The organism is Undibacterium sp. Di26W (assembly GCF_049340265.1).
Taxonomy (GTDB): Bacteria; Pseudomonadota; Gammaproteobacteria; order Burkholderiales; family Burkholderiaceae_D; genus Undibacterium.
Map to the genome: position 1 here is coordinate 36,160 of NZ_JBMPOR010000006.1, position 13,048 is coordinate 49,207.

The following is a 13,048-nucleotide window of genomic DNA, read 5'->3' on the forward strand; positions in this document are numbered from 1 at the left end:
CCATGCACCTGGCATGGCCAATCCGGTTGGGCCGCAAGTGGTCAATGGCAAGGTTATTTTCAACAAGGACGGTAATCTGTTTACGATTACCAATACGCCGGGTGCCATCATCAACTGGCAGGATTTTTCCATCAATGCCGGTGATATTACCCGCTTCATTCAGGAAAACGCCAATAGCGCAGTATTGAACCGCGTCACCGGCCAAAATCCTTCGCAGATACTGGGCGCACTACAATCAAATGGACGGGTGTTTTTGATCAACCCGAACGGCGTCCTGTTTGGCAAGGGCGCGCAGGTGGATGTGAACGGCCTGGTGGTGTCCAGTCTGGGCATGAGCGACAGCGATTTCAAAGCCGGCAAGCTGAATTTTTCTGCGGGTGAACAGGCAGGCAAGATCAGCAATCAGGGTGCCATTACGACACCGGCAGGCGGGCACGTGTATCTGATTGCACCTGATATTGAAAACAGCGGCATCATCACTTCACCCAATGGCGATATCCTGCTGGCCGCTGGTCAATCTGTGAAACTGGTTGATTCAGCCAATCCCGATGTGCATGTGGTGGTCAGCGCCAGCAAGGATCAGGCTGTCAACTTGGGACAGGTGATCGCTGCCGGTGGCAAGATCGGTATCTATGGCGCGCTCATCAATCAGCGCGGGCTGGTCAGTGCCAACAGTGTCGTGGTCGGCGAGAATGGCAAAATATATTTCAAGGCCAGCCAGGATACGGTATTGGATAGCGGCAGCCTTACTACCGCGACTGGTGCCGGCAAGGGGGGTGACATCCAGATTCTGGGGCAGCGCGTGGCACTGGCAGGCAATGCCCAGGTTGATGCCAGTGGCGATACGGGCGGTGGCCAGATTCTGGTCGGCGGCGATTATCACGGCGACAATGCCGGTGTGATGAATGCCAAGCGTACCTTTGTCGGCAGCGATGCGACTATTTCCGCCAACGCTGGCAAGAGCGGGGATGGCGGCAAGGTCATCGTTTGGTCAGATGAGGTGACACGGGTCAATGGCAGCATTTCTGCACGTGCCGGCAGCGCGAGCGGGAATGGCGGCTTTGTTGAAACTTCGGGCAAGCAAAACCTGGATTTTCATGCAAAAGTAGATGTCAGTGCCTCGCGTGGCAAGAACGGTACTTTATTGCTTGACCCTTCCTCCATCACGATTGGTGGCGGTACTGGTGACGGTGCATCCGATGGTACTGGCACCTTTCAGGGTTCTGGCATAGGTACGATCAATTTTGCTGATGCCAGCCCGACCACTGTGAATCAGTCAGAAATCCAGGGGCTTGCCCCAGGTACGAATATCGTGCTGGAAGCAACCAATTATATCGATACCAGTGGTATTTTTTTTAGTAGCCTGATATCCCTGCCCAGCAATTCCAGCCTGACGCTCAGGACGCGTAATGCAGCGACTGATGTCAGCGCCACCCGTGGCATCAATCTGATAGCTGCTGACCCCAATCTGGAAATCAAGGCCTCCGGTACCGGCACCATCACCTTGCAAACCGGCACCGGTGCTTCACCACAGACGGCCGATATCGTGGTCGCCAAGCTGACTACCAATAGCGGGCAGATCAGTACCAGTGCCAGTGGCAAGACCACCTTCAAGTCATTGGTGACATTTCCGAGCACGGTAGGCGTGGGTGGCGACGTTCTGGTCAATAGCACGGGGTTTATCAATGTCGGCTCGGGCGGTATTGATGCACGCGGCAATTCCTCGACGAATGGCAATGTCACGATTAGCACTGGCGCGGATGTCATCCAGCAAAACGGCAGCATCATCTATGCCAAAGACCTGAAGCTGAGCGCTGTGAGTGGCCTGCACGGGACGATTGCAACGGATAATATGGGGGTGCAAGCGGCCAAAGTGAATGCGCTCAATACCGGCAGTGGGGATATTCGCATCGCCAGTATCGCTGCCAATCTGGTGGTCAATGATGTAGGTGCGACTGGTTACGGCGTCAAGCAGCAGACTTCTGGCGCAGGAATTTACCTCAGTTCGCCTGCTAGTTTCACAACAGATATCAGTGCACCGGTGATTACCAATAACGGCCTGGTGACCATCAATGGTCAGGGCGGTATCAACCAGTTTGCTGGGGGAAATATCAATAGTACTGGTGGTGCCATTACTTTGCAGGTTGCCGGTGCCGATGCCTTGACCAGCACTGCTGCTGGTGCCCAGATCAATAGTTCTGGCGCTGCTATTTCCATCAAATCGGACAAGATGGATTTGCTTGGAACAGTGAATGCAGGTAGCGGTGCCGTTACGCTGGATGCGAATGGCGGTGGCAGTATTCATCTTGCCACGGGTGCGACGAATGCGCTGGCCAGCACACTGGAATTGTCTGCTGGCGAATTGAACAGGATCACAGCCACACGCCTGAAAATCGGCAACATGGGTGGCGGTGCAATCGACATCAAGGGCCCCATGAGTTCTGGCGCCGGTGGTGCTTTGCAAAACGTGAACACCTCGCTCACCTTAAATTCCGGTAACACTATTTCACAACAGAGCGGTGCCATTATTGATGGTGCCAGCTCGGTGCAGGCGCGCGGTTATAGCGTCAACCTTTCCGACGCCAATACCATAGGCGTCATTTCAGGTTCGGCCAGCACCGGCAGTTTTCTGTACCGTTCGGTCAATCCCATCAATGTGACTACGGTAGATGGTTACAGCGGGATCAATACGATATCGACCATCAAGCTGACTTCTGATTCTACTTCTGGTATCAGCCAGACAGCAGGTAATCCCATTGTTGGCAATGGCCTCGCCTTGCAAACCAAAGGACCGGTCAACCTGACCAATACCAGCAACAGTTTCAGCTCATTGGCGGCAGATCTGAATCCTGCCGGGCTGGGAACTGGCGGGCTGAATGTCTTTAACGCAGGTAATTTGAATGTCACCAACATCGCCTCCATTACTGGCATTGTCACCAATAACCAGCCTGTCGTATTAAGCTCGGGTACTGGTACACTGACGATTTCTGATAACGTCAACGCTGGTACGGCCAAGATAGGCTTCATTGCCGATCAACTGGTGCTTGGTGGTCCGGGTGGCGTGACGGCTAGCGATTTTGGTATTCGTCCCTATACCGTGGGACGTGCCATTACCGTCGGTTCTGCCACTTGCAGCGCTTCCCCTTGTCTGGCAGTGACCAATCTATACAGGGTCAGTGCTGCCAATATTGCCATCGGCACCGACAGCCTGACTGACGCATCCGGCCCGATTTCTGTGGTTGCCATCACCGATACCAATGCCAGTGCTGCCACCGATATCAAACACCTGACCACCACACGCATAGGCTTGTTGAGTGGGTCGAATATCACCCAACTCAATCCCATTACCGTGCAGGATTTGGGCGTGGTCGCAAATGGGGCCATCACACTGAATGGCCTGAACGTGATCAGCAACCTGGCAGCAAAAAGTGCTGGCAGTTTCAGTTTTGTGAATACCCAGGGTATCAATGTCAGTAACCTGACTGGTGGTAATGGTTCCAGCAACTATAGCCTGAATGGCATCGCCACCAACGGCAATGCCATTCTGACGGCAAATGCCGGCAATATCACTATTGGCGCACCTATCAGTGCTGGCACCGGTGTGGTGACACTGTCGGCGACGGGTGGCAGTATTGTGCAATCCAGTGGTTTGATCAGTGGTGCTTCACTGGATGCCTCAGCCAGCGGCGGCATCGGCAATGGAACCGCCTTGCAGACCCAGGTGCCTTTGCTGCTCGCCAATAATAGCGGTGCCAATACCGATATCAAGGTCAATAATACGGGTGCTCTTACCTTGCGCAACGTGGTTCAGAGCACTGCCGGCAGCACCGGCAATATCATCATCGACAATGTGGGTGCCATTACACTGGACAATGGTGATGCAGTGCGTACCAAGGCGGGCAATATCAGCCTGGTAGCGCACAGCCCTCTGACTGTCAATGGTACCGTCGCCAGTGCCAACGGCGGCAATATCACTCTGGAAGCTGGTGCCAGCGGCAGTACTGCCGACAAACTGACCGTGGGAAGCACCGGTGTGGTGTCGACTACCGGCAATATTTTGCTGAAAGCGGGTGATGCCATCCTGATTTCCGGTACCGTCAGCGGTGGTAACGTCACCCAGCAAGCTTTCCTGAATGCGCCGCTGCCCAGCCTGGCTGCGTGTATCGCTACGCCGACCTTGCAAGGATGCAGTTCAGTGTTGCCCAGCCTGGCGGCCTGTATGGCTAAACCTGACCTGAATGGTTGCAGTGTGGTCTTGCCCAGCATCGAGACTTGCCGTGCATCGCCGACTGTGGCCGGATGCAGTACGGTACTGCCGACTATCAGTGCCTGTATCGCTAATCCGTCGCTGTTTGGTTGCGCCAGTGTCTTGCCCAGCCTGAGTACCTGTCTCGCCAACCCCACCGTTGCTGGTTGCAACCTGATCTTGCCAACGCTGGCTGCATGCATAGCCAATCCATCGACCGCAGGTTGCAGCGCCATATTGCCTAGCCTGACAGTCTGTATTGCCAATCCCGGCGTCAACGGTTGCAGCGCAGTGCTGCCTAGTTTGTCGCAATGTACGGCTGCGCCAACGCTGCAGGGATGTAGCGTGATCTTGCCGGCATTGGCGGCCTGTATTTCTGCGCCGAATATTGCTGGCTGCTCTGCCGTATTGCCGTCGGTCGCTGCATGTACTGCCAGTCCTTCGCTGGCAGGTTGCAGCGCAGTCTTGCCGACGCTGGCGGCCTGTATACAGACCCCGATCCTGGCAGGTTGCAGTGCTGTCTTGCCGACACTGGCAGCCTGTAGCGCCAGCCCCAGCCTGCCAGGTTGCAGCGCTGTCCTGCCTAGCCTGGCGGCTTGCATCGCCACACCGACACTGGCCGGTTGCAGCAATGTCTTGCCTGGTCTGGCAGTCTGTACTGCCACCCCGACCTTGCCAGGTTGTAGCGTGGTGTTGCCGACGCTGAATGCCTGTATCGCCAATCCAGGTCTGGCCGGTTGCTCAGTGATATTGCCTAGCCTGGCGGCTTGTATTGCCAGCCCAAGTTTGCCAGGTTGTAGTGCAGTCTTGCCTAGCATCAGTGCCTGTATTGCGACACCTACGCTGGCTGGTTGCAGCAATGTGTTGCCAAGCCTGGCCAGTTGTATCGACACACCAACCTTACCAGGTTGCAGCGTGGTATTGCCAAGCGTCGCCAGTTGCGTAGCCAACCAAAGCCTGCCTGGTTGTACGCAGGTCTTGCCAAGGTTTCCAATCTGTATTGCGGCACCTTCAACAGTGGGTTGCAGTGTGATTCTGCCAAGTCTGGCCGCCTGTACTGCAAATCCTGCGCTGGCGGGCTGTTCAGCGGTGTTACCTAGCCTGGCTGCCTGTACCATCAATCCGGGCACTGCCGGATGTGCAGCTGTTTTGCCGGGCTTGAATGCCTGTGTGGCCAACCCTGCTTTGCCAGGATGCAGCGTGGTCTTACCCAGCCTGACTGCCTGTATTGCGACACCATCAGCGGCTGGTTGCAGCGCTGTGTTGCCGACACTGAATGCCTGTATCGCCAGGCCGGCTGCCAGCGGTTGCAGCGTGGTGTTACCAAGCCTGGCAAGTTGTGCGGCTAACCCGGCAATTGCCGGCTGCTCGGCAGTCTTGCCTACGCTGGCGCAATGCGCGGCCAATCCTGGTTTGCTGGGTTGCACGATAGTCTTGCCTATTGGTGATATCCGGACTGGCAATGTGCTGACCAATTCTATCAATGCGGCCCTGAACAGCTATATCAGTTCGACCCTGGCCATCACCAATTCGATTACCAATTCATCGAGTTTCTTTGAGAGTGGTAACGGTGATTCAGGTCGTGAAACCAGGTTTGAACAAAGAAGCAGTATTGCCGGCACAAGTGATAACGGAGTATTAAAAAATGCTACTGATAAAAAACTGTACTGCAATTAAGTTTCTTTTCCTGCTATCGCTATGCCTGAGCTGCGCATTCAGTTTCGCAGCCCAGGTCGCGGGGGCAGTCACGCACCTGAGTGGCCCCTTGCTGGTCAAGAAAGCCGACGGTACGGTCAAGGTATTGACGCAGAAATCGACGGTCGAACAGGGCGATGTTCTGATTGCAGAAAAAGATACCTATGCCCGTATCAAGTTTGCCGATAATAGCGAAGTCACCCTGCGCCCGAATACACAATTGCGCATAGACCAGTTTTCTTTCGAAGAAGACAAACCAAACAATGATGGGTTTGCCATGACCCTGATCAAGGGCGGCATGCGTGCCGTGACCGGCATACTGGGCAAGCGCAACAAGGAGCGGTTTGGCCTGAATACACCGACCGCATCGATAGGCATACGCGGCACCATCTTCATTGCCGAATATGTACCGCCTGAATTGTCTGGTGTGAATGACCCTCAGGGCGCTGGCAGACCGCCTGGCCTGTATATCCAGGTGCTGGATGGAACAATCTTCCTGAAAAACGATGCCGGCTTGCTGGAGGTATCAGCCGGACAGTTTGCCTATGCCATCAGCTTCTCGAAACCACCGGTACTGTTGCCGAATAATCCAGGCATGCAATTTAGCCCGCCAGTCAGCTTCCCTGCCGGTAACAGCCAGGAAAATGCCAGCAATGAAAAAAAATCAGGTAGTCTGATTTGTGAGGTGCGTTAGGTCACCTGGATTTTGGCCAATCTTGCGCTGTCCATCAGTGCAGGATTGGCAATCAAGACTTAAAATGCCGGCAGATCGGCGCTGGCATGCTGTCGCAACTTGTCGCGGGCCAGTTCAAAGTCAGGGAATACGGATTGCACCGTCGCCCAGAAACGCGGACTGTGATTCATTTCCCGCAAGTGTGCCAGTTCATGTGCGATGACGTAATCAATAATCATCGGTGAAAAATGAATCAGCCGCCAGTTCAGGCGTATTTTCCCTTGAGAAGTACAAGAACCCCAGCGTGTGGTCGCCGCTGACAGTGCCATGCTCTGATAGCGCACATTCAGTTTTTCTGCAAACACAGGCAAGCGATCATTGAATACCCGCTTGGCTTCCTGCTGCAACCAGCTTTGCACACGATCTTTCAATTGCTGTTCACCGGCATCGGCTGGCAGATTGATGATCAGTGTGCCCTGGTCTGCCAGGAAATGGGTGCCGCTGATAGAGGCCGGCGCAATCTGCAGCGCGATCTCGCCACCAAGGTAAGGTAGCTTGGCCCCATCCTTCCAGTGCATTTTGGGTTCGAGCTGGCGCTGGGTACGTTCCCTGCGCTCGGTCAGCTTGCGCAATATCCAGCTCTGTTTTTCCTGTATTGCCGTTTCAATATCGGCAATCGTCACCCAGCGCGGTGCCGTGATGCGCAATCCGTCTTCATTGATCAGGAAACCGATACTGCGGCGTTTTGAACGCTGCAAATCATATTCCAGCAAATAATCCTGTATCAGTATGCGTCGCTTGTTGCTGGTATTGACAAAGGTGGACGGCGGAGGCGTGAGCGGCCGCACTTCATCCCTTTGAATTTTGTCTTTGGCTGGAGTGGGTGGCACAGCAGGCGCGGGACGCAGTTTGTCCGGCACCAGAAAATCACTGAATAAGTCCAGTTGCAAAGCCATTTGTATGGCCTTGCCAATAGATGGAATGCGGGGTTTCATTTCAGCTTGGGTAATCCTGATTCAATATGACGTGGAACTTATGGCCAGTTTTTTTGCTGGCATGTCCAATAGTGTGACCTATTTTCAGGTTTTCGTGTTTTTGCGTCAAAAAACGGGTTTTTGTTGATTGCTTTTCTTTTATTTATTTCAGGCCGCTTGAATTCTGCGCAAGTAGCTCAACCTGCCTGAACACGAGAAAGCTCAATTCGCCACATACCCAACAGGGTCACATGAATATACTGACATTGCTGCAGAATTACTGGGACCGTCTGGTTAAAAAGATTTCCTTTTTGTGGCGCCTTCCTCACAAGAAGCCAGTTGATTTTCCTTTTGCCCGTAGCGATATTGCCATGTTGTATCGCAGTGCGAAAAGTGATGATGTGAAGCGCATTGATGAGCATACTGCCAAGGATATGTTACTGGATGCTTACGCCGATAGACTGGCCGTGGGAAGCAGTATTTTTGCTCAGCAAATGTTACACCAGCGCTTGCGCGTGGATACGCAGGACAATGATGGCAGGCAGCGCTTGCAGAAACTGATCGCTGATCCTGTATTGCATGGCATATTGCAGCAGCACTGTCTGCCCTTACGTGAAGTCGAAATAGAGATCAGCGAACAGATTTTTACGCATGCTATTCCCGATCCGGCAGCATGGTACAAATTCATGTGGCTGCTACCTGTCGGCACCATTCTGCTACTCTTGCTTGCACTGACATCGACGGCTTATGCCTGGTTAGCAGTTGTGCTGGCATGGGGTGTTTTGCTGGCGTTACAGGCACGCTACTCTGACCGGATCGAGGAATGGTCAAAGAAACTGCAAACCTTGCGCGCCTTATTGAAAAGCTTCAATTCGCTGGAGAACCAGGCACCGTCGGATACGCCGACGCAGACCGAAGATGGTAATCAAGCGCATAGAATTATGCGCAGCCTGAGCCGACCAGCATTCATGTTCCTGCCGGTTGTGAAGGAGTATACCGAATGGTTCTTGCTGGACAATATCCGGCATTATTTTAAAACCTGCATGATAGTACGGAATAATCAGGATTTTTTACGCAGGGTGTACCTGCGCGTGGCAAATCTGGAAGCTGATCTGGCACTGGTCAGACACTTGCAATCGGTTCCACAATATTGTTGGTCGTCGCCTGCAAGTGGGAAGCGATTGCACTTGCAGCATGTGGTGCATCCATTGTTACAGCAGGCTTCAGCCTTAAGCATTGCACTGGAAGGGAAAGGTGCTTTTGTTTCAGGGCAGAATGGTATAGGCAAGAGTACATTGCTGCGCACCATAGGTTTGAATCTTATCGTTGCCCGTGCTTTTGGTTTTTGTTATGCGGCTTCTGCCAGTGTTCCCGTGGGAGCGGTGTACTCAAGCATGCAGAGTGAAGATTCACTGATGGTAAGTGAAAGCCTGTACCAGGCAGAACTCAGGCGTGCCAAAGAATTACTGGATGTTGCCGGAAGCCATCAGCAGACCGTGTTTGTGATTGATGAAATCTTTCGGGGTACCAATCACCAGGAATCCATCTCGGCTGCTGCCGCAGTTTTGCAAAGCCTGTCCAGTTCCAGCATGGTGATCGTTTCATCTCATAATCTGGTGCTGGCCCCATTACTGGAAAGCTATTTGACACCACTATGTGTCGTTGCAGACCACAGTGACAAATCCAGATTGCAGTTGACTGAGGGCGTACTAGCTGATCCCAACGGCATACGCTTGTTGTCTTCGTATGGTTTTGGGGAAGACATAAAAAACAAAGCCAGTCGGGTTTTCGACTGGCTTAGTGATTATCTTATTCATCCAGACAAGTGTGAACAACTATTGGAAAGTTCCGGTTCAGCTTGAGGCATGCTGCGGAAAATTACTTTGATTCCGATTGATACACCTGTGGCGAAATCACACGCATTTCGGCCTCTATCCATTTTTCTACTTCTGCCATCAATTCCACCGCATTCATATCATTCGGTGGAATCGGTTTGCCAACCGATACGGTGACGGTGCCTGGCAATTTGGTGAAAGAGTTTTTGGGCCAGCATTCGCCAGAATTCACGGCGACAGGTACGACAGGAGTATTGGTTTCCACTGCCAGGCGGGCACCGCCGCCTTTGTACTGACCTTTTTTACCCACAGCGATACGTGTACCTTCGGGGAACATGATGATCCACTGACCATCGGCCAGACGCTTTCGACCCTGGGTGACGACATGGGCGAAGGCGTCCTTGCCCTTGCTACGGTCGATAGGGATCATGCGCAGCATGGAGATTGCCCAGCCAAAGAAGGGGATATAGGTAATTTCTTTTTTGAAGACGAACACCAGTGGGCGCGGTGTGGCCATCAACAGGAAAATGGTTTCCCAGGCTGACTGATGTTTGCATAGCAGGATGGCTGGCCCATCCGGGAAGTTCTCAAATCCTTTGGTCTGGTAGCGTATGCCACAAATCATTTTTGCTGCCCAGATGATAGTGACATTCCAGCGTGCTGTAATGTAATAGCGCTGGTTATACGGCAAGAACGCAAACAGCATACTGATGGGAGCCCAGACGATGGTAACAATGCCCATCACCAGTAAAAAAATCAGCGAGCGTACAAAAAGGGTAAAACGAAGCATGTAGTCTCCAATTGCGGCGATGCTGAATACATTCAGATCGCGATATTAAATTCGGATGGTGAGTTTTCCACCAGTTTGTCTACCATCGCGGCCAGGTCGGGATAGACTTGAGTGCCAGGTGGCAGGCCGCCTTTTTCCTGGGCCTGGGCACCTTTGCCAGTCAATACCAGGTGCGGGATGCAACCCATCACAAACCCCGCTTGCAGATCGCGCAGCGAATCGCCAACGCAATGTACACCTTTGAGGTTAACGTCGTAGCGGCGGGCAATTTCCTGCAGCATGCCGGGCTTGGGTTTGCGACAGTCACAGTTTTCATCGGCCATATGCGGGCAGAAAAAAATGGCGTCGATGGTGGCACCCAGCTGTTGTGCTGTCGTATGCATTTTCTGGTGGATGGCATTCAGGGTCGCCATATCAAACAATTTACGGCCCACGCCAGACTGATTGGTGGCAACGACCACGCGATAACCAGCCTGGTTCAGACGGGCAATCGCCTGTAGCGAACCGGGAATGGGTTTCCATTCATCGGGTGACTTGATAAAGGCGTCCGAATCCTGGTTGATGACGCCATCACGGTCAAGAATGATGAGTTTCATAGCCTATCCTTCTCATTTGTCATCAGTTGCATCAGTTTGCAACAACAGCCCGGTGTTCATGGCCCTGTTGTTGCCTGCACTGTTGTTTCCACAGTTGTTGTTGGCACTGCTGTAGTTCACACTATATCAATTATGCTGCCAGCTTGGAAATGTCGGCTACCTGATTCATCATCCCATGCAGGGTGGCCAGCAATGCCAGGCGGTTGTTACGCAAGGCCAGGTCTTCGGCATTCACCATCACGTCATTGAAAAAACTGTCCACGGCTGCACGCAGGGCGGCCAGGGTTTTCAGGGCGCTGGTGAAGTCACCTTTGGCAAATGCTGCATCGACTTCCGGTTTGACATCGGCCATTGCCTTGGCCAGTGCCTGCTCGGCGGCTTCCTGCAACAGGGATGAATTAACCGCACCTGGTGCAGCTTCGGCTTTTTTGAGTATATTGGTAATGCGCTTGTTGGCAGCGGCCAGTGCTTCTGATTCCGGCAGGGCAGCAAAGGCTTGTACGGCTTGCAGGCGTTCAACGATGTTGGCTAGTGTGTCTGGTTGCTGGGCAACCACGGCTTCCACTTCGCTTTGTGAAAAGCCCTTGTCGCGTAATTGACCACGCAGGCGGTCAAACAGGAAGTTCAGCACGTCGCTGGTCGGGTCGGTGAAGTTGGCATTGCCAGCAAACAGGGCCACGGCTTGCGCCAGTAAGGTATGCAGCGACAGGCTCAGGCGTTTTTCCACCAGCATGCGCAAGATGCCAAGAGCATGGCGACGCAGTGCAAACGGGTCACGGTCACCGGTAGGCTGCAAGCCTATGCCCCAGATACCAACCAGGGTTTCCAGTTTATCTGCCAGGGCGACTGCTGTGCCTGTCAATGTTGCAGGCAGCGCATCGCCGGCAAAACGTGGCTGATAATGTTCTGACGCTGCGGCAGCGACATCAGCATGTTCACCATCATGCTGGGCATAGTAAGTACCCATGATGCCTTGCAGTTCAGGGAATTCACCGACCATATCGGTCAGCAAGTCAGTCTTGGCCAGCAGGGCCGCGCGTTCGGTCAGGGCAACATCGCCTTTCAGGCTGGCAGCAATCTGGCCTGCCAGGGTTTTGACGCGTTGTGTACGGTCCGCCTGGCTGCCCAGTTTGTTGTGGTAGACAACGTTCGCCAGCAAAGGTAGACGTGATTCCAGCGTCTTTTTCTTGTCTTGTTCAAAGAAGAATTTTGCATCCGACAGGCGCGGACGCACGACGCGCTCATTCCCCTGGATGATGTGCTGCGGGTCGCTGGTTTCCAGATTCGAGACGATCAAAAAGCGGGAATGCAATTTGCCATTGGCATCCGTCAGGGCAAAATACTTTTGATTGGTCTGCATGGTCAGTATCAGGCATTCTTGCGGTACCGCCAAAAATTCCTGCTCGAAATTGCATTCATATACGACTGGCCATTCCACCAGTGCAGTGACTTCATCCAGCAGCGCTTCAGGCATCAAGACCTGATCTGTACCAGCTTTACCCAGCAGGGCGTTACGTATCAGTTCTTTACGCTCATTAAAGCTGGCGATGACCTTACCTTCGGTTTTCAGGCTGGCGGCATAGTCATCTGCCCTGGCAATGCTGACTTCACCGGCGGACAGGAAACGATGCCCCTTGGTGATACGGTCGCTGTTCAAGCCCAACAAGGACAGCGGCACAATATCCGCACCATGCAGGGCGATGATCTTGTGCACGGGGCGCACAAAATGCACTGTCTCGCCATCCGGACGCTGGTAGCTCATGACTTTCGGGATGGGCAACTTGCCTATGGTGTCTTCCAGTGCAGTTTGCACGGCGGGTGCCAGCGCGGTACCTGCGGCGGTATAGCTGTAAAAGAAGCTTTCTGCCTTGCCATCCACCGCACGTTCCAGATCGCTTACTTGCAAGTTGGGAAAGCCCAGCGCCGCCAGTTTCTTGGCCAGTGGTGGGGTGGCGTTACCAGCCGCATCCAGTGCGACAGATACCGGCAAGACTTTTTCGCGCATCAGTTTGTCTGGCGACGTGGCGCGCACGCCAGTGATGCTGACAGCCAGGCGGCGTGGTGACGCATAGCTGGTCGCGACGGTTTCAGCTTCCAGAAAGTCGCGGGATTTCAAACCAGCCACGATGCCGGCGCTGAATGCTTCACCCAGTTTGGCCAGTGCCTTGGGTGGCAGTTCTTCGGTAAATAATTCAACTAACAGTGTTTGGCTCATGTTTCTTATCCTACGTTCCGGCGT

General features: G+C 53.5%; 7 protein-coding genes. 3 read left to right on the top strand and 4 right to left on the bottom strand.

Annotation, left to right across the window (positions count from 1 at the left end; all coding sequences use genetic code 11):
- Positions 1-13: 13 nt before the first annotated feature.
- Together ACO0LM_RS09410 and ACO0LM_RS09415 are read left to right on the top strand one after the other, a co-directional pair.
- A complete protein-coding gene (locus ACO0LM_RS09410; RefSeq protein ID WP_423036431.1) occupies positions 14-5,923 on the top strand; it encodes a filamentous hemagglutinin N-terminal domain-containing protein in 5,910 nt (1,969 codons plus the stop codon).
- Positions 5,892-6,635, top strand: coding sequence for a FecR family protein (locus ACO0LM_RS09415; RefSeq protein ID WP_423036433.1), 744 nt, complete (start codon positions 5,892-5,894; stop codon positions 6,633-6,635). Before ACO0LM_RS09410 ends, ACO0LM_RS09415 begins: the two co-directional genes overlap by 32 nt.
- 59 nt (positions 6,636-6,694) lie before the next feature.
- Here ACO0LM_RS09415 and ACO0LM_RS09420 read toward each other — a convergent pair whose 3' ends face one another.
- A complete protein-coding gene (locus ACO0LM_RS09420) occupies positions 6,695-7,609 on the bottom strand; it encodes a M48 family metallopeptidase (protein ID WP_422985377.1) in 915 nt (304 codons plus the stop codon).
- Between the two features lie 230 nt (positions 7,610-7,839).
- Between ACO0LM_RS09420 and ACO0LM_RS09425 the strand changes: the two genes are divergently transcribed.
- Positions 7,840-9,450 carry a MutS-related protein gene (locus ACO0LM_RS09425; RefSeq protein ID WP_423036435.1) on the top strand — a complete coding sequence of 537 codons (1,611 nt, stop codon included), beginning with the start codon at positions 7,840-7,842 and terminating at the stop codon, positions 9,448-9,450.
- A gap of 16 nt (positions 9,451-9,466) precedes the next feature.
- Here ACO0LM_RS09425 and ACO0LM_RS09430 read toward each other — a convergent pair whose 3' ends face one another.
- From ACO0LM_RS09430 to glyS, 3 genes are all read right to left on the bottom strand, one after another.
- Positions 9,467-10,213: a lysophospholipid acyltransferase family protein gene (locus tag ACO0LM_RS09430; RefSeq protein WP_423036437.1), complete on the bottom strand. Its 747-nt coding sequence runs from the start codon at positions 10,211-10,213 to the stop codon at positions 9,467-9,469.
- A 32-nt stretch (positions 10,214-10,245) separates the two neighbouring features.
- Entirely contained in the window at positions 10,246-10,809 is a 564-nt protein-coding gene (gene gmhB / locus ACO0LM_RS09435) for a D-glycero-beta-D-manno-heptose 1,7-bisphosphate 7-phosphatase (RefSeq protein ID WP_423036439.1), read from the bottom strand.
- A 130-nt stretch (positions 10,810-10,939) separates the two neighbouring features.
- Positions 10,940-13,024, bottom strand: a complete 2,085-nt coding sequence (gene glyS, locus ACO0LM_RS09440) for a glycine--tRNA ligase subunit beta (RefSeq protein WP_423036441.1) — start codon at positions 13,022-13,024, stop codon at positions 10,940-10,942.
- Between the last annotated feature and the right edge of the window lie 24 nt (positions 13,025-13,048).

Coding starts and splice junctions, on each gene's coding strand:
- ACO0LM_RS09410 (WP_423036431.1), top strand. CDS start 14: ATGGCCAATCCGGTTGGGCCGCAAGTGGTCAATGGCAAGGTTATTTTC.
- ACO0LM_RS09415 (WP_423036433.1), top strand. CDS start 5,892: ATGCTACTGATAAAAAACTGTACTGCAATTAAGTTTCTTTTCCTGCTA.
- ACO0LM_RS09420 (WP_422985377.1), bottom strand. CDS start 7,609: ATGAAACCCCGCATTCCATCTATTGGCAAGGCCATACAAATGGCTTTG.
- ACO0LM_RS09425 (WP_423036435.1), top strand. CDS start 7,840: ATGAATATACTGACATTGCTGCAGAATTACTGGGACCGTCTGGTTAAA.
- ACO0LM_RS09430 (WP_423036437.1), bottom strand. CDS start 10,213: ATGCTTCGTTTTACCCTTTTTGTACGCTCGCTGATTTTTTTACTGGTG.
- gmhB (WP_423036439.1), bottom strand. CDS start 10,809: ATGAAACTCATCATTCTTGACCGTGATGGCGTCATCAACCAGGATTCG.
- glyS (WP_423036441.1), bottom strand. CDS start 13,024: ATGAGCCAAACACTGTTAGTTGAATTATTTACCGAAGAACTGCCACCC.